A 24,651-nucleotide genomic window follows, 5' to 3' on the forward strand; every position below is an offset into this window, starting at 1 on the left:
ACGCCCCTGTCCACTCCCGCCAGAAGGATCCTCCCCATGCCCACCGCACCCGCCGTCACCCAGGCGCCCCGTTTCCTCGATCTGCATGTACTGCAAACCCTGCCCTACAACAACGTCAACCGAGACGATCTCGGCTCGCCCAAGGTTCTGACGTTCGGCGGTGTCACCCGTACCCGCGTCTCCAGCCAGGCGTGGAAGCGGCCGGTGCGTCTGGCAGTCGAGGAGAGCATCGGAGAGAAGGCACTGCGCACCCGGCGGCTGCCCGAGCAGGTCTTCCGGGAGTTGGTCGAGCGGGGATGGCCGGAGGATCTGGCCGCGATGGCCGGCGCGCAGGTGATCCGTTCGACCGAGACCAAGCTCGCTCTGGAGAAGGGCGACCGCACCACCGCGTCGCTGTTGTTCCTGCCCGACAGCGCCGCGTCCGCCCTCGCGGACATCGCCGAGGAGCACCGGGATGTGCTGGCCAAGGCTCTCGGCAAGGCCGCCGCGGCGAAACCGCTGCTCCCCAAGGACGCTGTCCACAAGATCCTGCGTTCCCGCAACGGCTCCATCGCGCTGTTCGGCCGCATGCTCGCCGAGATCCCCGGGGCAGGTGTCGACGGGGCAGTCCAGGTGGCCCACGCCTTCACCACGCACGCAACCTCCGTACAGGCCGACTTCTTCACCGCCGTGGACGACGTCAACCAGTGGGCCGAGGACGCGGGTAGCGCGCACATGAACACCGGCGAGTTCAGCACCGGTGTCTTCTACCGCTACGCCACCCTCGACCTGCGCGACCTCGCGTCGAACGTGGCCTCCCTCACCGGCCCGCAGGACGGTGCCGCGACGCCACCCCCTACAACCGACGCTGCGTATCTCCGGGACGCCGATACCCTCCGAGACCTCGCCACTGCCTTCGCCACCGCGTTCCTGGGAACCGTCCCCGGTGCGAAGAAGACCTCGACGGCACCCCACACCCACCCGGACCTGGTTTACATCGCGGTACGACCCGACCGACCGTTGTCCCTGGCCGCCGCGTTCGAGGAGCCCGTACGCGCGAGGGAGCACGGCTGGGGACTGCCGTCCCGGCAGGCACTGAGCGAGTACGCGACTCGTGTCAACCGGCTGCTGGGCACCACCGAACTCCCGTACGCGGCTCACGCCGGGCTGGACGACAAGCCCCTGACCGGCCTCGGCGCCGCCGCCTCTTCGTACCCCGCTCTGATCGCAGGCGCGGTCGACGTCTCCTACCCTGCCGCCGCCCAGGCGGCCACCGCATGACCGGGTTCCTCCTCCACCTTGCCGCGCCCCTCCAGTCGTGGGGCGAGCACAGTGCCTTCACCCACCGCGACACCGCCGCCCACCCGACCCGCTCCGGGCTGATCGGCCTGGTGGCCTCGGCGCTGGGCATTCCCCGCGCCCAGGCCGTCGCCGACGGAACGGACCCCGACACACTGTTCGCCCGGTTGACCCAGGTCCGCTTCACGGTGCGTGTCGACCGCCCCGGCACGGTCATGAGCGACTTCCACACCGTCGGAGGCGGCTACCCGCAGCACCTGACCGTGCCCACCGCGAAGGGTGGCCGCCGTGGTGCGGACGCGGCGACCATCGTCTCCCATCGGTACTACCTCTCCGACGCCGCGTTCACCGTCGCGGCCGACTTCACCGACGGCGGCCTTGCCCGGCGCTGCGCCGACGCCGTGGCCGCACCACGCTGGCCACTCCACCTCGGACGCCGCTCCTGCCCGCCCGGCGCGCTGCTGTTGCTCGGCACCGACCTGGAGGACCCGGCCGCCGAACTGAACCGTATCCCGCTGGCACGTCGCCCCCCGCTGACCACGCCACCGTCCGGCACGGTGGATGTCCGCTTCATCAGCGACCAACCCCTTCCGGCTCGCACGCACCCGGCCGGTTCCGTCGGCCCCGGTGGCCCTTCGACGCCTGTCGTGGAGACCGTGCTGAACGACGAACCGGTCCGCCTCACCGCCCGCGACCGTGTCCACCGGGCGCGCTCCGCCCACAGCACGACCCGGCCCCTGCCGGTGGACTTGTGCAAGGGCTACGGCACCGCCTACCTCGACGCCATCGCCAACCACTTCCCAGCACAAGGAGCCTCGTCGTGACCACCACCGACACCGCGGCGACAATCACAACACCTGCCGCACAGCGCGTCCTTGAGCCGGCCCCCGGGGAAGCGTGGCTGATCCGGCTGCTGCTGAACCCCCGCAGTCGCGCCGTCCAGCGCGACCTGCGCAACCTCACGGACCTGCACCGCACGGTCATGAAGCTCGCCCCCGACCACCTCGGCGAGGCTCCCCGGGCCCAGGCCGGCGTCCTCTTCCGGCTGGAGACCGACGGCGCGGGCGACCCGGTCCTCCTGGTCCAGACCCGTACCCACCCCTCGGCCGACCGGCTTCCCGCCGACTACGCCCGCGCGGAAGTCCGCCCCATGGACACACTGCTCACCGCCCTGCGCCCGGGCCTCCTCGTCCGCTATCGGATCGCTGCCAACGCGGTACGCCGCTGCGGCCCCAACAGCACCGCCGGCCGTTGGAAACAGACCATCCCCCTCCACGGGCCCGAAGCCGACCAGTGGTGGACCGACCGCGCGACCACCGCGGGCCTCGCAGTGCGCACTCTGGTGTCCCGGTCCGCCGACGCCGCCACCACCTGGCACACCCCCGCCCGGCCTGCGACACCACCTTCCGTCCCCTCGCCGTCCCTGCCCCCAGCTTCAGGTGGAAACGCAGGGGCTTCGGGGCGCACGGGCCGGCGTATCGACAGGGCGGTCACCGTCTTCGAAGGTATCGCGCTGGTCACTGAGCCGGACGCGCTGCGCTCCGCGCTCCTCGACGGCATCGGGCGGAGCAAGTCCTACGGTTGCGGCCTGCTCAGCCTCGCCCCCGCCGGTCCGGGAGCGTGACGCGCCATGGCCGCTGCGCGTTCCTCCCACACGCCGACCTCCGCCCGTCGCCGCGTCGCCTCACCCACCCTGGCCATGCTGCCGCGGGTTGGTGACTCCTTGTCCTTCCTGTACGCGGACATCGTCCGTATCGTCCAGGACGACACCGGCGTCAGCGCCGAAACCACCGGCGAAGCCGGCGACGTCACCCGCGTCTACCTGCCGACAGCCTCCCTGAGCTGTGTGTTACTGGGTCCCGGGACCTCCATCACCCAGCCCGCGCTCGCCACGTTCGCACGCCACGGCACCACCGTCGTCTGTACCGGCTCAGGCGGGGTGCGCTGCTACTCCGGCACGGTGCCCACCGCTCTCACCACCCGCTGGCTGGAACACCAGGTCCGCCAGTGGAGCGATCCAGACCGCAGACTCGCCGTCGCCCGGCGGATGTACACGTCCCGATTCCAGATCACCGTCCCCGCGGGAACCACCCTGGAACAGTTACGCGGCATGGAGGGCCAGCGCATGAAGGCGCTGTACAAACTCCTTGCCCAGCAACACCGTATCGGCCGCTTCCGCCGCTCCTACGACCCGGACTCCTGGGACACCCAGGACCCCGTCAACCTCGCACTGTCCTCGGCCAGCACCTGCCTGTACGGGATCGTCCACTCCGCGCTCGTCGCCCTCGGCTGCTCGCCGGCCCTCGGCTTCGTCCATCAAGGCACCCAACACGCCTTTGTGTACGACATTGCAGACCTCTACAAGGCCGAACTCACCGTTCCCCTCGCCTTTTCGCTTCACGACCAGCCGAACCCCGAAGCCGCGGCCCGGCGCAGCTTCCGCGAACAGCTCCGCCTGTTCAAACTCCTGCCTCGCATCGTCGCCGACGTCCAGGCTCTCCTCGCCCCCGACGAGGCCGAACCCCTCGCGGACGGCCACGCCGTCGACATGGTCAACCTCTGGGACCCCACGGCCGGTTCCGTCCCCGCAGGAGTCAACTACGCGCCGCAGGAGGCCCCCGATGCGCCATGACCCCGCCTGCCACACCACCGACGTACAGGTCCTGCCATGCCGGCCATGACCATCCTGTCCACGACCGCCGTCCCCGACCATGTACGTGGCGCCCTCACCCGATGGATGATCGAACCCACCCCCGGGCTCTACGTCGGCACTCTCTCCGCCCGTGTCCGCGACGAACTCTGGGCCGTTGTCGCCGCGTCCGTGGGACCCGGCGCCGCTGTGCTCGTCCATCCCGAAGCCAACGAGCAGGGGTTCGCCCTCCGTACCGCAGGCGACCGGCGCCGTACTCCCGTCGACTTCGACGGCCTTGCTCTCATTGCTTTCCGGCCTCAGGACGAGGAGATCCCACCTTCGGCTCCGTCCGACTGAGCCCGTTGGCATGGGCATCCGGCTCCCGGGTGAACCACTCGGCTCCGTTACGGCACTATTCGCCATGGGGGCGAGCTCCGTGATCGCAGCCCTTTGGGCCGTGAGCGCAGATCATCCAGCTGATGCACACGTGAAGAGGCCCGAGAGACCTGGGCGACGGGCGCCCGCTTCGGCGAGGTGAAGGGCTACGACGGCACGCGCCTGCCGACCCCCGAACTGCCCCCGGGCGTCCGGATGCCCCCGCTCGGCCGTCGACTGCTTGCGCTCAACGTCTCCGTGCGTCGAAACGTGAGGTACGCCATATCCAATGCGCCTGGCATATGTGTTCTGATGAGCCGCCGGTAACTTCCCGTCATCTACCTGATGATGCACGGTGATTGACGCACCGCAAGGCTGTCGAACAGGTCGTTCCATCCGGTTCCGTGGGCCGGTGCACCCTGCCCTTCCTCAACGGCTTGGCGCCATTTCCCGCTCAGTGATCCCGAGAGGACAGGCCCTACAGCCATGGCCGGAGCCAAGGACGGCGTCTTCGTCGAGAAGCTCTCCCCGTACTTGCGGAAGAAGATCGAGGAAGCCGGTGAGCCGCTCCCGTTCCTCGACCTGCAGTACGCCATTTCCCCTTCCGAGGCCGTCGAGCGGACCTTTGAGGTCGCCCGCCACTACCAGTCGGAGATGAGCACCCTCTTCGAGGGCCGTGAAGTGCGTGGTGTCGAGAAGTTGTACCGGCGGACCCTGCTGGTCGAGCCCACAACGATCTGTGCCGCGCACTGCCGCTGGTGCATCCGCGGGCAGTACGACACCGCCACGCTCTCCCGTGAGGATCTCGAACTCGTTGCCCGCTACTGCGGGACGGCCCCGGAGAACCAGGATGTTCGTGAAGTGCTCGTCACCGGTGGTGACCCGCTGATCCTGGTCGACCGGGTCGAATGGCTGCTGGACGCGCTGGAAGAACACGCGCCCCAGGTCGAGATCGTGCGCATCGCCACCCGGGTGCCGCTCCAGGACCCGCGCCGGGTCGATGCCCGTATGCAGCACGCGCTGCGACGCCGTTCGACGTTCCGGGTCGAGATCGCCACGCACATCAACCACGCGGGCGAGCTGTTTCCCGAGGTCAGGGAGGCATACACGGCGCTGCAGGAGGCCGGGGCGCGTATCTACGACCAGACCGTCCTGCTGCGCGGGCTCAACGACAGCCTCGACACCCTCGTCGGGCTCTTCGACGAACTGCGCTACATGGGAATCGAGGCGCACTACCTGTTCCATTGTGTCCCGATCCGCGGCATGGACCACCACCGCACGTCCGTCGGCGAGGGCCTCGAACTGCACCGCCGGCTGGGAGCGTCGGGTCTGACATCCGGCCGCATCCGCCCGCACTTCACGCTGATGACGGATGTCGGCAAGGTGCCGCTGTACGAGGGGTCGATCATCGGCCGGGACGAGCACAATCGGATGCTGATACAGACCGCCTACCGGTACGAGGAGCGGGTGTCCTGGGTCCCCGGCTGGCAGCTTCCCGAAAATGCTCGCGTCGACGACGACGGGTTCCTACAGGTGTGGTACTTGGACGCTGTAGGCGGAACGCCGGCCACGTTCTGATGCCCCCGTGATCGCGCCTGGGCGCGGGACGGACGGGTTGAACGCGCTTACGGGGCCGGTCGGTTCCGGCTCAGCGGGCGGGGTCGAGGACGCCTCGATTGCCCTCGGCCCAGGCGGGCCGCACGGTGATCCGGTTGATGCGCCAGCGGCCCTCGGTGCGCGCCAGCTGGATCTCCCCGGCGGCGCCGTTGGACCACAACGGGCCGTCGTGGGCGGCTTCGCGGCGCAGCCACGTGAGGATGTTGACGCTCGCCGTGGCGCGATCGCCGTCGAGGTCGACCAGCAGCGTCGTGGCCGCGTGCATCGTCGCGTCCAGGGGTTCGAGCTGCTCCTGGTAGTGCCGGGTCTGCTCGGCTCCGGTGCGCGACTGCGCTTCACCGCCCAGCATCGCGGTGTAGTCCGAGACGACGCTGTCGGCGAGCACGTGCTCGACGGTGTGCCAGTCGCGGCGGTCGAAGGCCCGGACAAGCTGGTGGACGACGTCCTGTATCTCGATCCGGTCGCTGATTTCCCGCAGGTTCATGAGATCTCCGTAAGGTGCTGAGCGCTGGTGGTGTGGTCGGGCCGGCCGTCATCGGCGTGGCCCAGGGTGGTGTCGAGCCAGTCGAAGACCCGGGCCATGGCGAGCCGTTCGGCACCCGCGTGGCCGTGGGCGTCGGCGCCTTCGGCCGCGGTGAAGTGCCGCAGGTCCGCGGGGGCGGTGAGATGGTCGTACAGCTCCTGCGGCTGGGGCTTTGTTGTCCCGTCGCCGGCGAAGAACAGGTCGTCGCCCGCCGAGCAGACCAGCACCGGGCAGCTGACGCGCTCGGCGACTCCGTCGCGCAGGTGGTAGTCCAGGTAGCGGGCGAGGAACTCCCGCGAGGTGGCGCTGCCGGTGGCGTAGCGGCCGTGACCGAACGCCCACCGCAGGGTGGGGCTGTCCGCCGCGGCGCGTTCGAGCAGGTCGTCGAAGGCCGGGTCGTGATCGGCGCGGGCGCGTCGCTCGACCTCCGCCCGGGGCAGGGGCAGCAGTCCGGTCAGCGCCTCGGCGGCGTCGTACACACCGTCGACGACGACCACGGCGGCCAGGCGCGGTTCGTGTGCGGCGGCCCGTGGGGCGAGCATTCCGCCCAGGCTGACCCCCATCAGCGCGACCCGGTCGTGGTCGACACCGGGAAGGGTTTCGAGGTGGTCCAGGACCGGGCCGACCACGTGCTCCCAGTCGGGGCGCAGCACCAGGCCGCGGCGGTGGATGGCGCTGGGCTGTCCGGGGCCGTCGAAGGACAGCGCGTTGTACCCGCGGTCGAGGGCCGCCAGCCCGCCCAGGTAGTGCAGCTCTTCGGCGCTTCCGTCGAAGCCGTTGTGCATCACCACCGTCGGACGCGGGGCCCCGTCGAGGGAGGGCCGGTAGAACCAGCCCTCCAGTACGGTTCCCTCGTACGGGATCCGCACCGGCTCGATCGCGGGCCGGTACAGGCCCGCCGCCGTGGCGAAGCAGGCGGCGCCGCGCTCGTAGGCGTCGTTGATCCGGGGGTCGCCGGGGTCGCCGTGGAGGAAGAACTCGGCAGTGCTGTAGTACGTCGCCGCGCGGAGCATGCCGTCGCGGGCGCTGACCCGGTGCCCCGCGGCCAGGCCGGCCGCCGCCTCGGCGCCGACCCGGTCGGCGGTCGCCCGCCACGCGTCGTGCCAGCTGTCGTAGTCGGCGGAAGTGATCGCCTCGGCGGTGGTCAGCACCTCCCCGATGTCGGATCCGCCGTAGGCGGCGTGTCCGAGAATCCGCAGCGTTTCGAACCAGAACTGCCGGTCGTCGGCGAACAGCACGGGGCGCATCAGGCCACCGCCCGCGCCGGGTGGGCCGAGTGGGCCGGGTGGGTCCGGTGGGCGTCGATCAGGAAGTCACGGAACGAGCGAGGCGCCCGGCCGGTCACGTCCCGCACGGTCGTGGTGATCCGCTCCTCGCTGCCTCCGGCGATCTCTTCGTCCATGCCGGCGAGCACCCGGGCGTAGTCGTGGGGCACTCCGCCGGCCTCGATCGCCGCGGTCAGCTCCCCGGCCGTGATCGAGGTGTGGTGCACCGGGGTGCCGGTGACCTCCCCGACCATGGTGGCGGCCTCGTCGTAGCTCAGGGCCTGCGGGCCGGTCAGGATCAGCTCACCGTCGGGGATCGACTCGCCGAACAGCAGCTGACCGGCTACGGCGGCGATGTCGTCCGGGTCGATGAAGGCCACCCGTCCGCGACCGGTGGCGGTGGTGATCCGACCGCGTTCCCGTATCCCGACCGCGATGGGGTGGTTCCCGACGAAGTTCTGCATGAACCAGGAGGGCCGGAGCACCGCCACCTCCGGGACCCGGGCCCGTACCAACGGCGGCAGGGCGCCCAGTCCCGACGGCCCGTCGGTCACCGCGGACGCGCTCAGCAACGCCACCCGTCGGGTGCCGGCCGCGACGGCCGTGTCGAGGAAGCCACCGACGGCCGAGGCGGGGTCGGAATCACTGAGCGGGGCCACCAGGAACACCCGGTCCACGCCGTCCACCGCCGCGGCGAACGTCCCGGGGTCGGCCCAGTCGAAGATCACATGCTGGTCGTCGCCGGCCACCGGATGGCGGCTGGCCGTCCGCACCTTGACGCCCCGAGTGCGCAGAAAGGCGGCGACACGACGGCCGGTGGTTCCGGTTCCGCCCGTGACAAGAACAGTCCGCATGAGCTGATCCTCCCCATTTACCTGGACGGGACGATACCGTCCCGTCCGTTTCATTGGACCGTAGCACGGCCGGGACGATACCGTCCCGTCCAGAGCTAGGATGAACGCATGACGAAGCCCCGACGCAGCCCTACAGGCTCTGCCGTGTTCAATCAGGCGGTCACCGATGTCATCATCAAGTCGGCCATCGACCTGCTGGTGGAGTCGGGCTACGCCCGCCTGACGATCGACGGCGTGGCGAAGCGCGCCGATGTCGGCAAGAGCGCGATCTACCGGCGCTGGCCGTCCAAGCTGGAGATGGTCGTCGACGGGCTGGCTGAGCTCAGCATCCCGATCGGCCCCGCCCCGGACACCGGGTCCCTGCGCGATGACGTACGGGCGGTGATGCAGGCGGCCTTCGACTGGCTCACCGACCCGCGCATCAGGGCCGTACTGCCCGATCTGATCGCCGAGTCCGACCGCCACCCGCTGCTCGCCCAGGCGGTGGCGGAACATGTCACGGGCCCGCGCGTGACCTGGGCCCGCGCCGCGCTGCACCGGGCACGCGACCGGGGCGAGCTGGCCGCCGACGACGTCGACCTGGTCCTGGACCTGACCATCGCACCGGTTTTCTGGCGCCTCACCCATGCCCGGCCGGTGGACGACAGCTACCTCGACCGGCTCACCGAACTGACGATGGGCGCGGTGCAGCAGAACGCCGACGCGTGAGGGGGTGAACCCGGTCGGCCGGGCGGCGCGCTCTCCCGGCCGATGCCGGTGGGTGATCAGGCGTCAGGAGTGGCTCTCGCTTTCGTGCTTGAGGTTGTCGACCCAGTTCTGGAGTGACGTGTCGAGGGCCGTCTGCAGGGCGGCGGCGTTCGCGACCACGGGTGCGCCGGTCCAGGACTCCTCGGTTCGCACGAGCACGCCGCCCTTGACGGGGATGAAGGTCCATACGTGGATGGCGTCGATGCCCTGGGCCGGGCCTCCCCACGCCAGGCACTTTCCGTACTCGGCCTTCTTGACGGTGGACGTGATGTCCAGACCTTCGGTCGCCCAGCGGAACACCGAGCCGGGCCGCAGCGCGCCGGGCGTGTCCTTGGTCAGCGAGGTGACCTTGGGCTGCCAGGCGGGCCAGTTCTCGACGTCCGTCTGCACCTGCCAGACCGTGTCCAGCGGCGCGTCGATCACGATGCTCTTGCGGGTGATCACCGGTGCGGTCTCGTCGGGGTGCACGCCGGCACAGGTGAGCGACCGGCTGTGCGAGGACGTGCCGGGGCGATGGTGCGAGTGGTTGTCCGAGTGCCCGAAGGCCGGACCGGCGCCGGCGGCGACCAGAACTGCGGAGAGGGCGGCGAGCGGGGCGGCGTGGAGAGCGCGCATGACGTGTTCCTTCGAGTCGGGAGCGGGGTGGGCGCTCGCGGGGTGCGGGTGGAAGGCGGGCGTTTGTTACTGTCATTCACTTATGTTAGAGACTGTAACTCCCGCTATGAAGGAACGCAACCCGCTGGGGCATCTCGGACCCCGCTCGTGCGACCGACGGCGCTTCGCTCCCCGCTGTTCATGTGCGGCGTGCTCCGTCGCGAGGTAGCCGGTCAGCTGTTCGGCGAAGTACTGGACCATGTCGTTGCGTTCGGGCTCGCCGTGCACCAGCACGTCGAGGCCGGCCTTCTCCTGGAAGGAGAGGACCTCCCGGATCTCGTCCTTGATCCGGTCCTCGTACCCGGCGGTGTCGATCTTGCCCGTGCGCAAGTCGGCGCGCGCCGTGCGCAGTTCGGTGGTCTGCGGTAACGAGCCGATCGCGGTCGTCGGCAGCAGGGGGAGGCCCAGGTGCGCCCGCTGGGCGGCGATCCGCTCGGTGTAGGGCCGGGAGCGCCGTCCGTCGGCGTCGGTGATCGCGGCTGTACGGGCGCCTACCGCAGGGTCGTGGGTCAGTGCCGACCGGGCCCGGGAGGCCAGGTTCGCGGCGAGTTCGGCCGCGATGGTGTCCGTACCCAGGGTCGGCCCGCGCGCCAGGACGGCGATCTCCTTTGTCTTTTGCCGGGCGAAGGCGAGCCGGCGGGCGATCTGCGGATCGATGTCACGCTCGGCGGTGGCGTCCAGCGGTACGTGCGGGAGCGAGGACGACGCCGAGACGTCCACGCGGTCGGCGAGGCCGAAGAGGGTGCCGACGGCCGCGAGGGCGTCGAGGTTGGCCGCGACCGACTCGGTGAAGTCGAGCGCCAGCCCTTCGACGGGTGCCTCGGCCAGGACGGTCAGCGCTTCGCCGAGCCGCCCGAAGTACGAGGCCACCAGCAGCCTGGGCCGGTCGGTGGCGGTACCGAGGTCACGGTAGGAGCGGGTTGTGGCGTTCAGTTCGGCCGGTGACCGGTCCTGGACCAGGGCGGGTTCGTTGAGCTGGACCCACTCGGCGCCGGCCGCGCGCAGGTCGGCGAGCACCCGCGCGTACACCGGGAGCAGCCGGTCCAGCAGCGTCAGCGGCTCGAAGTCCGGGGCGACACCGGGGGTGGGCTCGGCCAGCAGCAGGTAGGTGACGGGGCCGACGAGGACCGGGCGGGCGGTGAGACCGAGAGCGAGGGCTTCCTTGAAGTCACCGGGACATCCGCACGCGAACGGCATCGCGAGGTAGCCGTCCGGCGCGTCGGCCTCGACCGCCGCGCCATGAGGTGCGAGCTGGCTCAACGAACAGGCGTGCGGGGCCAGTTGATGGGCACACGGGGGAGACACGAATGGGACGACGAGCAGAAGAGAAGAGTGTGAGACCGATGTCCATGCCCAACTACCCGCAGCAGTCGGCCCACGACGGGCAACTCCACACCGATCCGGCCCCCGCGCGGAGCAACGGCCTCGCGGTCGCCGCCCTGGTTCTGGGGATCGCCGCATGTGTGTTGTTCTGGACGGTCATCGGGGGCATCCTGCTGGGCCTGGCGGCGATCGTGGTCGGTGTTCTCGGCGCGCGCCGCGCTCGTGGCGGCCGGGCGCCCCGCCGCACGATGGCCATCGTCGGCGCGGTGCTGGGGGCCCTGGGACTGATCGTTTCGGCGGTGATCGTCACGGTCGGTGTGTCGCTGCTGAACTCGGACGAGTTCAAGGACTTCAACGACTGTGTGAATCACGCGAACAGCCAGTCCGAGAAGGACAAGTGTGCGGACGACTACTCGGACGACGTCAACAACTGACCACTCTTCGGCCTGCCGCCCGGCCCGAGAGGCTCGGGCCGGGCGGGGACTCGCTCCGTCCCGGCCGGCTGCCGGGACGGAGCGCTGGGGCGTACGGGAGTGGGTTCAGAGGGTGCTTGCGCGTCGGCGCCGGAGGAGTACGGTGGCGCCGCCCGCGAGGGCGAGTGCCGTGCCGGATCCGCCGGCGAGGAGCAGGGTGGAGGGTGAGGAGCCGGTCTCCGCGCGCTGGAGGTCGTAGCCGCTGGAGTAGCCCTTGGAGTCGTACTCCGAGCCGGGCAGCTTGTCGGCGTAGCGGGCCTTGACCAGTTTCTGGTAGTCCCTGAGCGATACCGACGCCTTGCCGCCCAGTCCTTGGCGGGCCTGGTCGTTGAGTGGTTCGACGGTGGTGAGCTTGAGCTGGTACCAGCCGCGGATCTGGGGTTCGGTGAAGACCAGTGTGCCCACGGTGGCCCTGCCGGCGTATCCGGCCTCGCTGTCGCCGTCACGTACGGCTGCCAGGTGCCAGCCGCCGCCCTGGGTGGGGGCGAGCAGGACGGTGGCGTTGCGGCCGTTGACGGTGGTGCTCAGTGAGGAGACCAGTCCTGTCAGGGTGATCGCCTCGGTGGGCAGTGGCTGGGCGGTTCCGGCGGCGAAACCGGGGGTGATCTCGTTCCGCGCCAGCGGGTCCTTGATCGTGAAGGCGGGGAGGCCCTGGCAGGGCTCGGCCCTTTCGGGGATCGTCTGTACGGGACCGCCGGCGTCGCCGGTGGGTACCGGAGTACGCAGGAAGCGGCAGACGGTGTCGCGGACGTCGGCGGACTTCACCGCGTCGAGGGCGGCCCGGTAGTCGGGGATGTCCGCCGGGAGCGGGTCCTTGGCCGGGGCCGCGTACGCCGGACCGACCACGGACAGCAGCGCGGACGCGCTCACCGCGAGGACGACGGACAGTCGGGAGACGCGGGCCGCCCGCTTGCCGGACATTCGGGTGCCGCGGGTGTTACTGGTGTCGCGCATGTCGCCTGCCTTAGCGGGAGATACCGATGCGGGAATGGGTCCACTTGGACGAGCTGTTGCTCACGTAGTCGCCGTACTTCCACCACGTGTACGTGGTGGTGTCCGGCCACGGGTCGGCCACGGCGATCGTGTTGTTCGACGTGTCGAAGCCGTAGATCACATTCATGTGGCCCCCACCGGACGTCCACCCGATGCGGGCACCGATCGGCCGGGCCGCCTTGACGTCGGTGTGCACCTGGTCGAACGTGGCCGCGCTGCTCAGGCCCGAACCGGTATGGGTCATGCCGAGGCTGCTCCAGCCCCTTGCCATGTCGTCGAGCGTGGCGGGTTGGTTGTTGCAGCCGTAGTAGGGCTGGGCCCGGTCGCAGAAGTCCGTCTGTGTGGATCCGAAGCCCTGGAACTTGGCGATGGTCAGCCCGGAGGCGACCCAGCACCACTGGCTCTTCTCCTGCTTCAGCATGGTGATGGTGTCCTGGCCCGCTTCCGCGTGAACCGTGCCTCCCGCGGCGACGAGCGATCCCAAGGCGGCCAGCGCGATGGCCGACGCGGTGGTTCCGTACCTGAACCTGCCCATTTTCCTGCCTTCCCCTGATGGGTACAACGAGATGAACGGGGCAATCTGGCAGGAATATGACAGCGCATCATGTCGGAGACATATAAGGGACTTGCTGAAATTGACCCCTTACTGATTATTTGTCGGCTCATCATGCGGATGGGTGGGCAGCGGTCTGCCAGGGCTGCCCGACAGCGCCCGGCGCCCCCCCCGCCGAGGACGGGGGGCGCCGGGCGGTCAGTGGGTCACGGGCACTCGTGCGGTGCCGCGGTGACGTTCTCGATCCAGCGGGCGGCGACCCAGCCGCTTTTGTCCTTCAGCAGATACCAGCGGGGGTTTCCCTCCACGAGCTCACCGTTGACCTTGCAGGCCAGTTCGATGATGGTGCCGTACGGGATGGATTTGACGGGCGGCCTGCCGCTGTTCGGGTTCGGCCGTACGTTGACGGCCGGCCTCGCGATGACCCGGCCTTTGTAGACGACGGCCGCGGAGGGCTCGGCCTGCGTGGTGGAGGACGCCGGGCCCGGGCCCGGCTCGTGGCCCGTGGCGACGGCGGGGGCGGCCAGGGCCGTCCCCGCCAGCAGAACCCCGGCGAGTACGGAGATGGCCCGGTGCGCGATGGTCGGTGCGCTCATGACGGTTTCCTCTTGCTGTCGATGAACTCCGGGTTGCGTTCCCCGGCTGGATACCTTCATGGCACGGGCACAGCCCGGCGAGGCGCTGTTCCCGCTCGGGAAACGCCCGTTCCCACCCGGATGGCGCCACCGGCGGGGCGCCGTCCGGCTCAATGGCGCGACTACCCGGCCCTCCCCGTCCTGTTGTCGTTCGGCCCGGGATGGGGTCGAAGTCGCGTCCCCTGAACGTCCTTGTCCCGGCGGCGAGTTGTCAGTCCGACCCCGCGCGTACCGCCAGGTGCGGGTGACGGCCGCGCCCTCGTGCGGAACCTCCTCCTCGCGGATGTCCAGCTGCCGGTCCGGGGTGAGAAGTCGCCCCAGCGGCAGGACGGGCTCCCGCCCACCGTCCGGCCGCCGCCGCGTCAGATGACCGCGCCGGGGGCGTCCAGGGGGACCTCCGTACCGAGCGGCACCGGGCCGACGGCTCAGGCCCTTATCGCCCGCCGCCCCTCACCCGGGCACGCATCTGCTCGGCCAGCCGCTCCAGTTCGGCCGCCGCCGCGGGCGAGGCGGCGCTGAGTCCGCTGTGTACGGCCGTCGGGCTCCGCAGGAAGCGCCGCAGCAGGGCCACGAGCAGCCCTTCCGGCAGGGTCCGCAGCACAACGAACCCGCGAGGGACCGGCGGCGTCGGCAGCGCCGCCAGGTTCCGCCGCATGACGTGGAGCATGCCGCGGACCGCGTCCGGATCGTCGGCGAGCGCCACCGGGCCGCCCGCCGCGTGCACCGCCTGCCCGAGTGGCACCTCGAACGCGGCGTGCGTCCTGAGCCAGGCATCCATCCGCGGCTCGGCCTTGGCGTTGATCCCGGCGGTGCGGAACGCCCCCACGATCCGTTCCAGTCGCGGGGTGGTACGGCCGTCGGGTTCGCCGACCGGCATCGCGACCCGGCGGGTCACGAAGCCGGGCGCGCGGTGGCGGACCACGTCGCCGTCCATCGTGCCGCCGGCCGCGGGGAAGCCGAGCAATACCCGCTCATGGCCGATGACCGCGCCCAGCGGCTCCGCGCCGGCCGCCCAGTTGAGCAGGAACAGCACGTCGCCCCCAAGACCGGCGAGTGACTCCAGCACCGCGTCCACCTGGTGGGTGCGGACGAAGACGGCGATCAGGTCGTACCCGCCGGCCGGGTGCTCGACCACCGGCACCGGCACCCGCCTGACGGCCGGGCCGTCCCCCTCGGCGAGCTGTACGCCGTACTGCCGCAGGGCGGCCAGGCGTTCGCCCCTGGCGAGGAGCGAGACGTCGTGCCCGGCCTCGTACAGGCGGGCGGAGAACAGGCTGCCGAGAACCCCGGCGCCGTATACGAGCACTTTCATGGCACCCACTTCTGCGCGTACGCTTCAATCATACGTTCGTTTGATTCAAACGTATGTATAGTACGTGCCCATGGCGCCACGCGACACCCGCACCCAGATCCTCGACGCGGCCGAGCACCTCTTCGCCGAGCGTGGTTTCCGCGGCACCTCGGTCCGCGCGATCACGGACCTCGCCGGAGCGAACCTGGCCGCCGTCGCGTACCACTTCGGCTCGAAGGCGGAGCTTCTGGGCGAGGTCGTGCGCCGCGTGATCGGGCCCATCAACGCCGCGCAGAGCGCCGGGCTCGACCGGCTGCTCGCCGGGCCGCGAGCCCCGACGGCCGCCGCACTGGTGGAGGCTTTCGCGGGGCCGCTGTTCGACGGGATGCCGGCCGGTGACGAGGGTGGCGCCCGGACGTCCCGGCTGATCGTGACGATCATCGGCGACCCGGCCGAGGAGATGCGCGGCTGGACCGGTCCGGCCGAGAACGAGGTCCGCGATCGGTACCTGGCGGCCTTCGGGCGCGCGCTGCCCGGTCTTTCCGCGGAGGAGCTGTGGTTCCGGATGCGGGGGATCCTCGCCGTGACGGCGGTGGACCGCGTCGACGTCTACAACCGGCACCCCCCGGCGGGCCTGTCCCCGGCGGAGGGTGAGGCGGCCCGGCGCTGGGCCATCACATTCCTGGCGGCGGCGATGAGCGCGCCACCGACCATGACCTGACGACCGTTCGGTGGGCGCCCTCGTCGCGCTCAGGCCGGGTCGGCGGGCAGGGCGGAGTAGGGGTGGACCTCGATCCGCCGGGGCGGCTCGGCGAGGAGGCCGATGATCTCGTCGCGCAGCTCGTCGGCGAGAGGGCTGTTCTCGTACGCCTCCTTGGCCTCGACGCTCCGGAACACCTCCATGTTCCACAGGACGTCGGGGTCGGCGTCCTCGCGGGCGAGGATGAACCGGTCGGAGGACCCCGACCTCTCCATCCCTTCCGTGGCCAGTGCGAACAGCTTGTCGCCGAGTCCGGGCTTGGCGCGCATCCTGATGAGGTACGCGGGCTGATCTTGCAGTGCCATGATTCCTCTTTCCGTTTCGCGGCGGGGCGTCGGGTGCGAGCCCGGCCCCGGCGTCGATGGAACGCCGTTCCATGGCGAGTATGGAACGGCGCTCCAGTCATGTCAAAATGGCGGCGTGACACCACCGACGCGCAAGAAGCCCGAGCGGCGTACCAGCCCCCTCTCCCGCGAGCAGATCGTCGAGGCCGCCGTCGATCTGCTGGACACGGCGGGCGAGGGCGGACTGACCTTCCGGGCGCTCAGCGAACGCCTGGCCACCGGCCCCGGGGCGATCTACTGGCATGTGGCAGGCAAGACCGAACTGCTGGCCGCGGCCACGGACCACGCCGTCACCGTCGCGCTGGCCACGGGGTCGGCGGGGACGGCGGAGACGGCAGGGACGGCAGGGTCGGCGGGGATGGCGGGGATGGCGGAGACGGCGGGGACGGCGGGGACGGCCGGGCGGATCCACGACGTAGGCCTCGGCCTCTTCGACGCCATCGAGAGGCACCCGTGGCTCGCCCCCCAGCTCACCGCCCAGCTCTCCCACCACCCCGCCAGCCCGGTGACCACCCGCCTCTTCGAGGCCATCGGCCGCCAGGTGTACGCCCTGGACGTACCCCCGAGCAGCTGGTTCACCGCGACGTCCGCCCTGATGCACTACATCCTCGGCGCCGCCGGACAGAACGCCGCGAACCTCGTACGGGCCCGGGATCTCGGACCGGAAGCCGACCGCGGCGCCTACCTGGGCACCGTGGCGGAGGCATGGAAACAGCTCAGCCCCGAGGGCTACCCCTTCACCCGGGCGCTCGCGGACCAGGGCCTCGCACACGACGACCGCGCGCAGTTCGTCGCCGGCATCGACCTCATCGTCGCGGGCATCACGGCCCGCCCGCCCGCCTCCTGACAACTCCTCACGGGCGGGTGGGGAGTTGCTGGGCGCCGATCACGGAGAGCAGCTGGAGCTTTTCGTGGCTCTCGCTGCCCGGTGTGGCGGTGAAGATCAGCAGGGCCTGGTCCTGATCGAGGTCGAAGAGCATCTGGCAGTACACCTCGATCACGCCGAGTTCGGCGGTCCTGACGCGTTTGAGGTGGCCGCGCTCCGCTGTGATCTCGTGCTCGCTCCAGAGCCGGGCGAACTCGGGGCTGGTGTCGAGGAGCCTGTGCGCGAGGTCGGCGGCGCGGCTGGCGGGGCCGTGCCGGGCGGCGAGGGAGCGCAGGTCGGCGGTGAAGGCCCGGCTGTGCGTGTCGTGGTCCTCGCGCGGATAGATCCGGCGGGTGTCGGGGCGGGTGAACCAGCGGTGGAACATGCTGCGGTCGAGGCCGGTGTAGCCGGTCTCGTCGCCGAGCAGCGCGACGGCCGGCGGGGTCTGGAGCAGGGTTTCGCCGAGGCTCGTGACCACCTGCGCCGGGGTGTCCTGGAGCCGGTCCAGCACGCGCATGAGGCCGGTGTCGACGTGTTCCATGCGCAGCTCGCGGGCGGGTGTGGGGTACCCGGCCAGGCGGAACAGGTGGTCGCGTTCGTCCAGGGACAGGTGCAGGCCCCGGGCGATGGCGGCGAGCATGGGTTCGGAGGGGCGGCTGCCGCGGTGGTGTTCGATGCGGCTGTAGTAGTCGGCCGACATGCCGCACAGGGCCGCGACCTCTTCGCGGCGCAGTCCGCCGGTACGCCGGCGTTTGCCCCGGGGGAGCCCCACGTCCTCGGGTTGCAGTGCTTCCCGGCGGGTGCGCAGGAAGTCGGCGAGTTGGTCGCGGTCCATGGTCAGCGGGCCGCCGAGACCGCCGGGAAGGCGGTGTCGGTGAGTTGTTCGGCCTCGGCCCAGATCCGGCGTGCCGCCTCGGGGTCTTCGGCGGTCTTGTAGAGGGGTTGTTCGGCGGGTCCGCCGGTGAAGTGGCCGAAGCCGCCGGGTCCGTAGAAGGCGCCGCCGCGCGCGGCGGGGCCGGTCGCCGCGTAGAGGGTGGGCAGGGCCCCGGTCTCGGGCCACTGGACCAGGAAGGGGAGGATCCTCGGGGCCATCCGGAAGCTCTTCGTACGCATACTGATCTTGTCGCTGCCCATGTTCCACCCCGAGGTCTGCAGGTTGGTCACCGTCAGGCCCGGGTGCGCGGTGTTGGAGGCGATGCCCCAGCCGGCCGCGCGGCTGCGCCGGTCCAGTTCGAGTGCGAAGAGCATCTGGGCCAGCTTGGACTGTCCGTACGCCTTCATCGCCTTGTACGTGCCCCGGTACTGAAGGTCGTCCCACTGGAAGGACCCCAGACGCGCGGCGAGCGCGGACAGGGACGTCACCCGTGCGGAGGCCTCGCGCAGCAGGGGGAAGACGCGGGCGGTCAGTGCGAAGTGGCCCAGGAAGTTGGTTCCGAACTGCAATTCGAACCCGTCCTGGGTCTCATGCCGGGTCGGCGGGGTCATGACCGCGGCGTTGTTGATCAGGATGTCGATCGGCCGGCCCTCCGCGAGGAGGGTGTCGCCCAGGGCGCGCACCGACTCCAGGGACGCGAGGTCGAGGTCCCTCGTGGTGACCCTGGCACGCGGCGCCGCGGCCCGGATGCGCTCGACCGCCGCGGCGCCCTTGGCCGGGTTGCGGACCGGCAGCACCAGCTCCGCCCCGGCCGAGGCGAGCCGGAGGGCGATCTGCAGTCCCAGCCCGTCACTCGCACCGGTCACCACGGCCAGCTTCCCGGCCTGATCGGGGATCTCGTAAGTGGTCCTGGCCATTTCGATCGGCTCCTTCGCGCTGCCTGCTGAGAGAATTCCTGGGCTCCCCCTCAGCCTGCCGGATTCCCACCACCACATTCAGGGACAGCTTGTCCGTGGATAACGACGACCACCCCCCGCCACACCGCACCACCACACCGAAACAATCTTGCCGGGCCGGGTGCGCGGCTCGATGCTGACGTGTCAGCAATCACCGGATGGCCTGGTCCTATGGCCAAGCTCCGATGGCTGGACCCACGCGAGGACCGCGTCTGGCGCACCTGTCTCCAGATGCGGCGCACCCGGGGCCGCCGTATCGGCTGGGACCGCAGCACCGACGCGCGCGCCACCATGATCAAGCTGACGGCGGCCGGAAGGGAAGCGGTCGAGGCCGTGGCGCCGGGACAGGTGGAGACCGTACGGCGCCACCCGGCCCGACGGGCTGGTGACCGGGCCGGGGCGGTTCGCGCAAACCTCCTCCCGGTCGTGCGCGGACGGCTACCCTCGGCGTCATGGGCGACCACATGTTTGTGCATGTACCGGATGATTTCTGGGAGTTGCTCGACAGGGCGGACTTCGACGAGGTGGAAGCCGGATCCCGCTCCGGCGACCAGTGGGCGTCGGTGGCGCAGGCCGCGGTGTCCCTCGGCAACGAGGGGCTGGCCGTCACGGCCAACGTGGTGGGCGTCTACCTCGCCCGTGACCGGATCAAGGAATTCGTCCAGAGAGCCGCCGTCTGGTTCGGGTTCCGCGCCGCCGTCGACGGGCCTGCGCCGCCGCTCGTCCTCACGATCACCGGCGAGGCCGGGGCCGAGACCCGTATCGAGATCCGCTCCGCCCCCGGACCCGACGGCAGGCCCGTTCTTGATACGGCGGCCCTCACCGGCGCCGTCGTGTCCGCGATGAACGGCCCGTCCCGTGCGGCCGGGTGATGGGGCTGTTCACGTCACCCCAGGAGGCTGAGTTCAACAGGATCCAACAGGCCGTCAACGCGTTGCAGGAACGGGGACGGCGCGACGGGTCCGCCGCCGTGGCGGACGACATCTGGCGGCTCATGCGGCACAGCATGGACAAGATGGTCCAAGGTGACCCCGCGTTCGCCCGGCTCGTCTTCCGGACGGCCCGCATCTCTTTCGGCGTGCACGCCGAACTGGGCCAGTGGTTCTTCGCGTCCGTCTCCAGCCTGTTGTTCGTCAGCGCGGTGGCCGTCATCGACGCCGAGAACACGAAGAACGGCGTGACGTTCCCCGAGGACGCGCTGCCCGACATCCAGGCGATGGCGGACATGTCCGTGGACGTGGCGCACCGTTCCGGCGTGCCGCTCGTGGGCTACCTGGTCGCGGAAGGCCTGACGGGTCGTCAGATGAATGACCGTACCATCGCCCGCGAACTGTCCACCTTTCTCGGCGGAGAGGGCGCCGAACGCCGCGTGCGCAGGCTCCGCCGCAGTGTGCGGGCCGCGGCCGAGCGGGAGTTGGATCTGCCCACCGGCGTGGACACCGTCGTGGCCCTGCGGGCCCACGCCGACCTGATGATGGTCCAGGAACTGGACCTGACGCTCGAAGAGTTGTCGAGCGGAGACGCTCTCCACTCGGGGGCTCGCACCGTGTCCGCCGTGCTCGCCGCGGACAAGACGTCGCGCTCGGTCCTCTACCTCGCACCCGGAGTCCGGGGCGGTACGGCGATACGGCTGGAGGCGCCGGGGAGCGGCCGGCGGTTGTGCGAGAGCATCGCCCTGCCCGGCCTGGGACTTGAGGCGGTCCAGGCCCGACTCGACACGTTACGCGCGTCCCTGGCGGCGGAACCGCCGCTGGTCAAGGCCCGTGACCGGGCGGTCCGCGAGGCGCAGGCCGCCGTCACGGACGCGGTGTGGAAACCCGTACTCGACGCCTGGCCGGACCTCATGGGGGGCCGCGTCGCCCTCGTACCACTGGGGCAGAGCGCCCTCCTGCCGCTGTACACCGCGCCGGTGGACGGCATCCCCGTATGCGGCCTCCTCGACCTCACCGTCGTCCCCTCCGGCAACGCCCTGATGTTCGCGGCGGCATGGCCCCGGCCCTCACGCATCGACCCCCTGATCGTGGCCGACCCCTGGTACCACGACGGGGCCGGCGGCAAACCGATCCCCTTCACCGTGCCGGAGGCCCGCGCGATCGCAGCCGTCCACGGCGTGACCCCCACGATCCTCCGGGACCAGAACACGGCCGCAGCCGACCCCCAAGGACCGGAGCGCCTGCGCGGTCTCGGCCGGTCCTCCAGCGGCGTCGCCCGCCCCACGGGCCCGGCACCGGAGGGCCTGGCCCAACAGATGACGTCCGCCAACCTCATCCATCTCGCCGGCCACGGATCCCTCGACGCGCACCATCCACTGGAGTCCACGATCCTCCTGGGCCAACCACTGCCCCTGTCCTCGCTCCTCGGACACGACCTGCGACGCGGAACCACCGTCGTCCTGTCCGCCTGCCACCTGGCCGGCATCGGCATCCGGCTCCCCGGCGAACAACTCGGCTTCCCCGCCGCGCTGCTGGCCATGGGGGCAAGCTCCGTGATCGCCGCGCTCTGGGCCGTACCGGACTCCGAACAGACCATCCGGCTGATGTCCACCTTCCACGAGGAACTCCGGCGGGGAGTCCTCCCCTCCGCCGCACTCGGCACAGCGGTGACACAGGCGGCGGCCGCCGGAGCCCGTCCCACGGCCTGGGGTTCCTTCACCCACTTCGGCGCGTGACGGTCAGGGACCGGGGCACCCCGGAGGTACGACTCCGAGGTCAGACGCCGTCGCGGAGTTGGGCGAGGCCCTCGATGAGCAGGCCGAGTCCGAAGGAGAACTCGTCCTCCAGCGGCACCGGAAGGAAAGCGGCCACCCTCGTCGTGGCCGGGTACAGGGACGGGTCCGCGGGGTGGACGGGCGTGGCTGCTCGCTCGTCGGCGGACTTGTCGCCGGGCCGTCCCTGTTCTCCGAGCTGCATCGCGAAGCCCAGCACGTAGCGGGCCAGTGTCGCGTACGCCTGTGCGGCGGTCTTCGGCGGGAAACCGTTGTCCAGCAGGATGCCGACGCAGCGCTCGCGGACCGCCCTCGCATTCGGGCCGGCAGGGGTTTCCTCCATCAGGAGGGGCGCGACCCTGCGATGGCGGCGCAGGACCGCGAACACGTTCTCCATCATGGTGCGGCAGGCCTCGCGCCACTCGGTGGCGGCGGGCTGCGGCTCGACTTCGATCATGCCGAACAGCCGGTCGGCCACCTGGGCGACAACCTCCGCCCGATTGTCGAAATGGCGGTACAGCGTCGCCGTACCGGAGCCCAGGTGCTTCGCGAGCGTTCGCATCGACAGGGCTTCGGCGCCCTCCTCGTCGACGATCCGCATCGCCGCGGCGACGATCCGGTCCGGGGGGACCGGTGGGCGGCCCGGAGAGCGCCGCGCGGGTGGCCCGCTACGTCGCGGTTGCTCACGTGATGTCTGCACCCCGGAAGTATGCCCGCGACTTGACACCACGCGCATACTGGCAACAGTGTAGCCATTATGAACGTGAACGATCTCCGCGCCGTCGACGTCCTGATCGTCGGGGCCGGTCCGACCGGCTCCGCCCTGGCGATCGATCTCGCACGCCGTGGCCACTCCCTCCGCGTCATCGACAAGTCACCGCACGCCTTTGACGGTTCGCGGGCCAAGGGGATTCAGCCGCGCTCCCTCGAAGTGCTCGAAGATCTCGGGGCACTTGACGACATCCTGGAAGGTGGCGGCAGCTTCCCGTCGCTCGGTGTTCATCTGGGGCCGGTGACCGTGCCCTGGCGCATGGTGCGCAAGGCGCGGGCCGGCGTGGACGTTCCGTACCCGAACACCTGGCTGATCCCGCAGTTCCGTACCGACCGCGCCCTGCACGCCCGTCTGGAAAGCCTCGGCCGCCGTGTGGAGTTCGGGACGGAGCTGGTCGAGTTGGTGCAGGGGCCCGGCGCTGTGACAGCTGATGTGGAAGGGCCCGACGGGATCGAGCGGATCGTCGCCCGCCATGTCGTGGGTGCCGACGGCGGTTTCAGCCGGGTCCGCAAACAACTGGCCGTCGGATTCCTCGGCTCGACGGACGAACAGGACCGGATACTGCTCGTGGACGCCGCCACCACGGGCCTGTCCCGTGACCGGTGGCACGTGTGGCCCGGCGCCGGTGGCAGATTTGTCGGCGCCTGCCCCCTCCCGCACAGCTGCCTGTTCCAGTGGATGATCCGGCTGGCGGAAGACGAGGACCCGCCGAGCACCGAGCCACAGATCAATGAGCGGATCCGCTCGCACACCGGAAACCGGCGCGTCGCGCTGACCGGCATCCGGTGGACCTCGGTGTTCCGGCCCAACATCCGTCTGGCGGAGAGCTACGGGCGGGGACGCGTCTTCCTCGCCGGAGATGCCGCGCACGTGCACACCCCGGCCGGCGCCCAGGGGCTGAACACCGGCCTCCAGGACGCGTATAACCTCGGCTGGAAGCTGTCACAGGTCCTGGCGGGGGCCGACGCCGCGCTGCTGGACAGTTACGAGGCCGAGCGGCTGCCGATCGCGGAGAGCGTGCTGAACCTGTCGACCAAGAAGTACGACGGCATCGCCAAGCTCGACCCTTCGAGCATCCGCCGGGGCAAGGACGAGCAGCAGCTCGCCCTGACCTACCACGGCGGCCCGCTCGCCGCCCCCGCTCACAGCGACGCGACGAAGAAGCTGCGGGTGGGAGACCGCGCCCCGGACTCCCGTCCGGCGGATCGCGACGGACGGCCGGTCAGACTGTTCGACCTCTTCCAGGGCCCGCACTTCACCGCGCTGGCGTACGGCACCCGTGCCGCCGAGGCCCTCGACCGCCTCGAATGGCCCGAAGCCGGCGCTCCGTTGACCCGTATCGCCCTCGGTGAAGGTGCCGGGTACGCCAGACACGCCGACCAGGTCCTGGCCGACCCGCGCCGGACGACCGCGCGTGTCTACGGACTGACCGAGGACACCCTGCTCCTCATCCGTCCCGACGGCTACATCGGCCACATCGGTCACCTCTCCACCGGGGACTTCCTGCCCCGCGCCCAAAGAGCCATTCTGACCATGACACCCCCCGGATGAGGGAACGCCAGGTGAGGGGATGCTCGCCAAGCGATCAAAAGGGGCGGGGGACGGTCACCGCCAGCGTTCTGTGGCCCGGTGCTTGGCGGTGAGGACCAGAGCCGTCGCCGCCAGGCCGATGAAGGTTCCGGCGGCGATGTCCGTCGGGTAGTGGGCTCCGCTGTGGACCCGTCCCAGCGCCACCGCCAGCGCGGGAGGCACGCAGACGGCTCCGGCAGGTGGCCATACGACGGTGACGGTCGCCGCGAAGGCGATGGCCGCCGCCGTGTGACCGGAGGGGAAGGAGGAACTGGTCGGCCGCTCCTCCACTTCCGCGTTCGGAATCCATTCCTTGGGAGGACGGCGCCGCTCGACCAGCTGTTTGCCGACCGTGTTGGACAACGCCTCCGCCAGGCCCATCGCGGCCAGTCCCGCCCCCGCGGCGTTACGGCCCCGCCGTCCGCCCGTGGTGGCCATGACCGCGGCCGCTCCCCACCACAGCGCGGTGTGTTCGGCCGCGTCCTGCACCGCCGGCAGGGCCGTCCGTATCCACGGGTGGTGCCACGCCGCGATCCGCCTGGTCAGCCGGTGGTCGTGCCGCCGCACCACTGCGAGGATCCTGCCCATGTCCTT

Annotated in this window: 26 protein-coding genes and 2 pseudogenes; 14 read left to right on the forward strand and 14 right to left on the reverse strand. The window is 70.7% G+C overall.

The features are described 5' to 3' along the window. The first annotated feature begins 36 nt into the window (after positions 1 to 36). From cas7e to ACIO1C_RS02340, 7 genes and pseudogenes are all read left to right on the forward strand, one after another. Positions 37 to 1,260 (forward strand): type I-E CRISPR-associated protein Cas7/Cse4/CasC, encoded by a 1,224-nt coding sequence (gene cas7e / locus ACIO1C_RS02310; protein WP_401857397.1) that lies wholly within the window; start codon positions 37 to 39, stop codon positions 1,258 to 1,260. Continuing rightward, entirely contained in the window at positions 1,257 to 2,102 is an 846-nt protein-coding gene (cas5e, locus tag ACIO1C_RS02315) for a type I-E CRISPR-associated protein Cas5/CasD (protein WP_401857399.1), read from the forward strand. Before cas7e ends, cas5e begins: the two co-directional genes overlap by 4 nt. Further along, a complete protein-coding gene (locus ACIO1C_RS02320; protein WP_401857401.1) occupies positions 2,099 to 2,902 on the forward strand; it encodes a type I-E CRISPR-associated protein Cas6/Cse3/CasE in 804 nt (267 codons plus the stop codon). The genes cas5e and ACIO1C_RS02320 overlap by 4 nt, the downstream gene beginning before the upstream one ends. A 6-nt stretch (positions 2,903 to 2,908) precedes the next feature. Beyond that, positions 2,909 to 3,910, forward strand: a complete 1,002-nt coding sequence (cas1e, locus tag ACIO1C_RS02325; RefSeq protein ID WP_401857404.1) for a type I-E CRISPR-associated endonuclease Cas1e — start codon at positions 2,909 to 2,911, stop codon at positions 3,908 to 3,910. Between the two features lie 36 nt (positions 3,911 to 3,946). Next, on the forward strand, positions 3,947 to 4,267 hold the full coding sequence (gene cas2e / locus ACIO1C_RS02330) for a type I-E CRISPR-associated endoribonuclease Cas2e (RefSeq protein WP_401857407.1): 321 nt from the start codon (positions 3,947 to 3,949) through the stop codon (positions 4,265 to 4,267). Between the two features lie 132 nt (positions 4,268 to 4,399). Further along, positions 4,400 to 4,519, forward strand: a pseudogene (locus ACIO1C_RS02335) (pirin family protein); the annotation flags it as partial. A gap of 252 nt (positions 4,520 to 4,771) precedes the next feature. After that, positions 4,772 to 5,863 carry a radical SAM protein gene (locus tag ACIO1C_RS02340; protein WP_401857410.1) on the forward strand — a complete coding sequence of 364 codons (1,092 nt, stop codon included), beginning with the start codon at positions 4,772 to 4,774 and terminating at the stop codon, positions 5,861 to 5,863. Between the two features lie 70 nt (positions 5,864 to 5,933). Here ACIO1C_RS02340 and ACIO1C_RS02345 read toward each other — a convergent pair whose 3' ends face one another. From ACIO1C_RS02345 to ACIO1C_RS02355, 3 genes are read right to left on the reverse strand one after another with little or no spacing between them, the layout of a single operon-like run. Next, on the reverse strand, positions 5,934 to 6,386 hold the full coding sequence (locus ACIO1C_RS02345) for a nuclear transport factor 2 family protein (protein WP_401857412.1): 453 nt from the start codon (positions 6,384 to 6,386) through the stop codon (positions 5,934 to 5,936). Then, a complete protein-coding gene (locus tag ACIO1C_RS02350; protein WP_401857415.1) occupies positions 6,383 to 7,672 on the reverse strand; it encodes an alpha/beta hydrolase family protein in 1,290 nt (429 codons plus the stop codon). Before ACIO1C_RS02350 ends, ACIO1C_RS02345 begins: the two co-directional genes overlap by 4 nt. After that, complete coding sequence (locus ACIO1C_RS02355) at positions 7,672 to 8,544, reverse strand: NAD(P)H-binding protein (RefSeq protein WP_401857418.1); 873 nt, start codon at positions 8,542 to 8,544, stop codon at positions 7,672 to 7,674. The genes ACIO1C_RS02350 and ACIO1C_RS02355 overlap by 1 nt, the downstream gene beginning before the upstream one ends. A gap of 108 nt (positions 8,545 to 8,652) precedes the next feature. Here ACIO1C_RS02355 and ACIO1C_RS02360 point away from each other — a divergent pair, with 108 nt between their 5' ends. After that, positions 8,653 to 9,252 (forward strand): TetR/AcrR family transcriptional regulator, encoded by a 600-nt coding sequence (locus ACIO1C_RS02360; RefSeq protein ID WP_401857421.1) that lies wholly within the window; start codon positions 8,653 to 8,655, stop codon positions 9,250 to 9,252. 63 nt (positions 9,253 to 9,315) lie between these two features. Here ACIO1C_RS02360 and ACIO1C_RS02365 read toward each other — a convergent pair whose 3' ends face one another. Next, entirely contained in the window at positions 9,316 to 9,906 is a 591-nt protein-coding gene (locus tag ACIO1C_RS02365) for an SRPBCC family protein (protein WP_401857424.1), read from the reverse strand. Positions 9,907 to 10,068: 162 nt separating this feature from the next. Beyond that, a pseudogene (locus ACIO1C_RS02370) lies at positions 10,069 to 11,187 on the reverse strand (5-methyltetrahydropteroyltriglutamate--homocysteine S-methyltransferase); the annotation flags it as partial. Between the two features lie 101 nt (positions 11,188 to 11,288). On the opposite strand from ACIO1C_RS02370, the gene ACIO1C_RS02375 reads away from it, so the two are divergent. Further along, the gene (locus tag ACIO1C_RS02375; RefSeq protein ID WP_401857426.1) at positions 11,289 to 11,702 is read left to right on the forward strand and encodes a DUF4190 domain-containing protein; all 414 of its coding nucleotides are present in this window, start codon (positions 11,289 to 11,291) and stop codon (positions 11,700 to 11,702) included. Between the two features lie 105 nt (positions 11,703 to 11,807). On the opposite strand, the gene ACIO1C_RS02380 is transcribed toward ACIO1C_RS02375, so the two are convergent. The 4 genes from ACIO1C_RS02380 to ACIO1C_RS02395 all read right to left on the reverse strand — a co-directional run bounded on the left by ACIO1C_RS02380 (position 11,808) and on the right by ACIO1C_RS02395 (position 15,234). Next, the gene (locus ACIO1C_RS02380; protein WP_401857429.1) at positions 11,808 to 12,695 is read right to left on the reverse strand and encodes an LPXTG cell wall anchor domain-containing protein; all 888 of its coding nucleotides are present in this window, start codon (positions 12,693 to 12,695) and stop codon (positions 11,808 to 11,810) included. Between the two features lie 10 nt (positions 12,696 to 12,705). Then, positions 12,706 to 13,269, reverse strand: coding sequence for a papain-like cysteine protease family protein (locus tag ACIO1C_RS02385; RefSeq protein WP_401857432.1), 564 nt, complete (start codon positions 13,267 to 13,269; stop codon positions 12,706 to 12,708). Between the two features lie 224 nt (positions 13,270 to 13,493). Next, entirely contained in the window at positions 13,494 to 13,883 is a 390-nt protein-coding gene (locus ACIO1C_RS02390; RefSeq protein ID WP_401857435.1) for an SH3 domain-containing protein, read from the reverse strand. A gap of 472 nt (positions 13,884 to 14,355) precedes the next feature. Then, entirely contained in the window at positions 14,356 to 15,234 is an 879-nt protein-coding gene (locus ACIO1C_RS02395; RefSeq protein ID WP_401857438.1) for a ketopantoate reductase family protein, read from the reverse strand. Positions 15,235 to 15,304: 70 nt separating this feature from the next. Between ACIO1C_RS02395 and ACIO1C_RS02400 the strand changes: the two genes are divergently transcribed. Further along, on the forward strand, positions 15,305 to 15,934 hold the full coding sequence (locus ACIO1C_RS02400; RefSeq protein WP_401857441.1) for a TetR/AcrR family transcriptional regulator: 630 nt from the start codon (positions 15,305 to 15,307) through the stop codon (positions 15,932 to 15,934). Between the two features lie 29 nt (positions 15,935 to 15,963). Here the strand turns inward: ACIO1C_RS02400 and ACIO1C_RS02405 are convergent, their stop codons facing one another. Then, positions 15,964 to 16,278, reverse strand: a complete 315-nt coding sequence (locus tag ACIO1C_RS02405) for a putative quinol monooxygenase (protein WP_401857443.1) — start codon at positions 16,276 to 16,278, stop codon at positions 15,964 to 15,966. A 115-nt stretch (positions 16,279 to 16,393) separates the two neighbouring features. Between ACIO1C_RS02405 and ACIO1C_RS02410 the strand changes: the two genes are divergently transcribed. Then, positions 16,394 to 17,164, forward strand: coding sequence for a TetR/AcrR family transcriptional regulator (locus ACIO1C_RS02410; RefSeq protein WP_401857446.1), 771 nt, complete (start codon positions 16,394 to 16,396; stop codon positions 17,162 to 17,164). Between the two features lie 7 nt (positions 17,165 to 17,171). Here ACIO1C_RS02410 and ACIO1C_RS02415 read toward each other — a convergent pair whose 3' ends face one another. After that, complete coding sequence (locus ACIO1C_RS02415; RefSeq protein WP_401857448.1) at positions 17,172 to 18,017, reverse strand: helix-turn-helix transcriptional regulator; 846 nt, start codon at positions 18,015 to 18,017, stop codon at positions 17,172 to 17,174. Between the two features lie 2 nt (positions 18,018 to 18,019). After that, the gene (locus tag ACIO1C_RS02420) at positions 18,020 to 18,973 is read right to left on the reverse strand and encodes an SDR family oxidoreductase (protein ID WP_401857451.1); all 954 of its coding nucleotides are present in this window, start codon (positions 18,971 to 18,973) and stop codon (positions 18,020 to 18,022) included. A gap of 491 nt (positions 18,974 to 19,464) precedes the next feature. Between ACIO1C_RS02420 and ACIO1C_RS02425 the strand changes: the two genes are divergently transcribed. Continuing rightward, positions 19,465 to 19,884, forward strand: a complete 420-nt coding sequence (locus ACIO1C_RS02425) for a hypothetical protein (RefSeq protein ID WP_401857454.1) — start codon at positions 19,465 to 19,467, stop codon at positions 19,882 to 19,884. After that, the gene (locus ACIO1C_RS02430) at positions 19,884 to 21,680 is read left to right on the forward strand and encodes a CHAT domain-containing protein (protein WP_401857457.1); all 1,797 of its coding nucleotides are present in this window, start codon (positions 19,884 to 19,886) and stop codon (positions 21,678 to 21,680) included. Before ACIO1C_RS02425 ends, ACIO1C_RS02430 begins: the two co-directional genes overlap by 1 nt. 40 nt (positions 21,681 to 21,720) lie before the next feature. On the opposite strand, the gene ACIO1C_RS02435 is transcribed toward ACIO1C_RS02430, so the two are convergent. Then, positions 21,721 to 22,317, reverse strand: coding sequence for a TetR/AcrR family transcriptional regulator (locus ACIO1C_RS02435; protein WP_401857459.1), 597 nt, complete (start codon positions 22,315 to 22,317; stop codon positions 21,721 to 21,723). Positions 22,318 to 22,479: 162 nt separating this feature from the next. Between ACIO1C_RS02435 and ACIO1C_RS02440 the strand changes: the two genes are divergently transcribed. Next, the gene (locus ACIO1C_RS02440; protein WP_401857462.1) at positions 22,480 to 24,039 is read left to right on the forward strand and encodes an FAD-dependent monooxygenase; all 1,560 of its coding nucleotides are present in this window, start codon (positions 22,480 to 22,482) and stop codon (positions 24,037 to 24,039) included. Positions 24,040 to 24,093: 54 nt separating this feature from the next. Here the strand turns inward: ACIO1C_RS02440 and ACIO1C_RS02445 are convergent, their stop codons facing one another. Beyond that, complete coding sequence (locus ACIO1C_RS02445) at positions 24,094 to 24,645, reverse strand: phosphatase PAP2 family protein (RefSeq protein WP_401857465.1); 552 nt, start codon at positions 24,643 to 24,645, stop codon at positions 24,094 to 24,096. Between the last annotated feature and the right edge of the window lie 6 nt (positions 24,646 to 24,651).

The sequence above is a fragment of the Streptomyces sp. NPDC087420 genome, from assembly GCF_044744165.1.
Classification (GTDB): domain Bacteria; phylum Actinomycetota; class Actinomycetes; order Streptomycetales; family Streptomycetaceae; genus Streptomyces.

Bases quoted from the DNA above. Each gene is read 5' to 3' on its own strand.
- ACIO1C_RS02425 (WP_401857454.1), top strand. From the start codon at position 19,465: ATGGGCGACCACATGTTTGTGCATGTACCGGATGATTTCTGGGAGTTG.
- cas7e (WP_401857397.1), top strand. From the start codon at position 37: ATGCCCACCGCACCCGCCGTCACCCAGGCGCCCCGTTTCCTCGATCTG.
- ACIO1C_RS02390 (WP_401857435.1), bottom strand. From the start codon at position 13,883: ATGAGCGCACCGACCATCGCGCACCGGGCCATCTCCGTACTCGCCGGG.
- ACIO1C_RS02385 (WP_401857432.1), bottom strand. From the start codon at position 13,269: ATGGGCAGGTTCAGGTACGGAACCACCGCGTCGGCCATCGCGCTGGCC.
- ACIO1C_RS02420 (WP_401857451.1), bottom strand. From the start codon at position 18,973: ATGGCCAGGACCACTTACGAGATCCCCGATCAGGCCGGGAAGCTGGCC.
- ACIO1C_RS02360 (WP_401857421.1), top strand. From the start codon at position 8,653: ATGACGAAGCCCCGACGCAGCCCTACAGGCTCTGCCGTGTTCAATCAG.
- ACIO1C_RS02430 (WP_401857457.1), top strand. From the start codon at position 19,884: ATGGGGCTGTTCACGTCACCCCAGGAGGCTGAGTTCAACAGGATCCAA.
- ACIO1C_RS02445 (WP_401857465.1), bottom strand. From the start codon at position 24,645: ATGGGCAGGATCCTCGCAGTGGTGCGGCGGCACGACCACCGGCTGACC.
- ACIO1C_RS02355 (WP_401857418.1), bottom strand. From the start codon at position 8,544: ATGCGGACTGTTCTTGTCACGGGCGGAACCGGAACCACCGGCCGTCGT.
- ACIO1C_RS02435 (WP_401857459.1), bottom strand. From the start codon at position 22,317: ATGCGGATCGTCGACGAGGAGGGCGCCGAAGCCCTGTCGATGCGAACG.
- ACIO1C_RS02365 (WP_401857424.1), bottom strand. From the start codon at position 9,906: ATGCGCGCTCTCCACGCCGCCCCGCTCGCCGCCCTCTCCGCAGTTCTG.
- ACIO1C_RS02380 (WP_401857429.1), bottom strand. From the start codon at position 12,695: ATGCGCGACACCAGTAACACCCGCGGCACCCGAATGTCCGGCAAGCGG.
- ACIO1C_RS02375 (WP_401857426.1), top strand. From the start codon at position 11,289: ATGTCCATGCCCAACTACCCGCAGCAGTCGGCCCACGACGGGCAACTC.
- ACIO1C_RS02340 (WP_401857410.1), top strand. From the start codon at position 4,772: ATGGCCGGAGCCAAGGACGGCGTCTTCGTCGAGAAGCTCTCCCCGTAC.
- ACIO1C_RS02345 (WP_401857412.1), bottom strand. From the start codon at position 6,386: ATGAACCTGCGGGAAATCAGCGACCGGATCGAGATACAGGACGTCGTC.
- ACIO1C_RS02395 (WP_401857438.1), bottom strand. From the start codon at position 15,234: ATGAAAGTGCTCGTATACGGCGCCGGGGTTCTCGGCAGCCTGTTCTCC.
- ACIO1C_RS02405 (WP_401857443.1), bottom strand. From the start codon at position 16,278: ATGGCACTGCAAGATCAGCCCGCGTACCTCATCAGGATGCGCGCCAAG.
- cas2e (WP_401857407.1), top strand. From the start codon at position 3,947: ATGCCGGCCATGACCATCCTGTCCACGACCGCCGTCCCCGACCATGTA.
- ACIO1C_RS02350 (WP_401857415.1), bottom strand. From the start codon at position 7,672: ATGCGCCCCGTGCTGTTCGCCGACGACCGGCAGTTCTGGTTCGAAACG.
- cas1e (WP_401857404.1), top strand. From the start codon at position 2,909: ATGGCCGCTGCGCGTTCCTCCCACACGCCGACCTCCGCCCGTCGCCGC.
- ACIO1C_RS02400 (WP_401857441.1), top strand. From the start codon at position 15,305: ATGGCGCCACGCGACACCCGCACCCAGATCCTCGACGCGGCCGAGCAC.
- ACIO1C_RS02415 (WP_401857448.1), bottom strand. From the start codon at position 18,017: ATGGACCGCGACCAACTCGCCGACTTCCTGCGCACCCGCCGGGAAGCA.
- cas5e (WP_401857399.1), top strand. From the start codon at position 1,257: ATGACCGGGTTCCTCCTCCACCTTGCCGCGCCCCTCCAGTCGTGGGGC.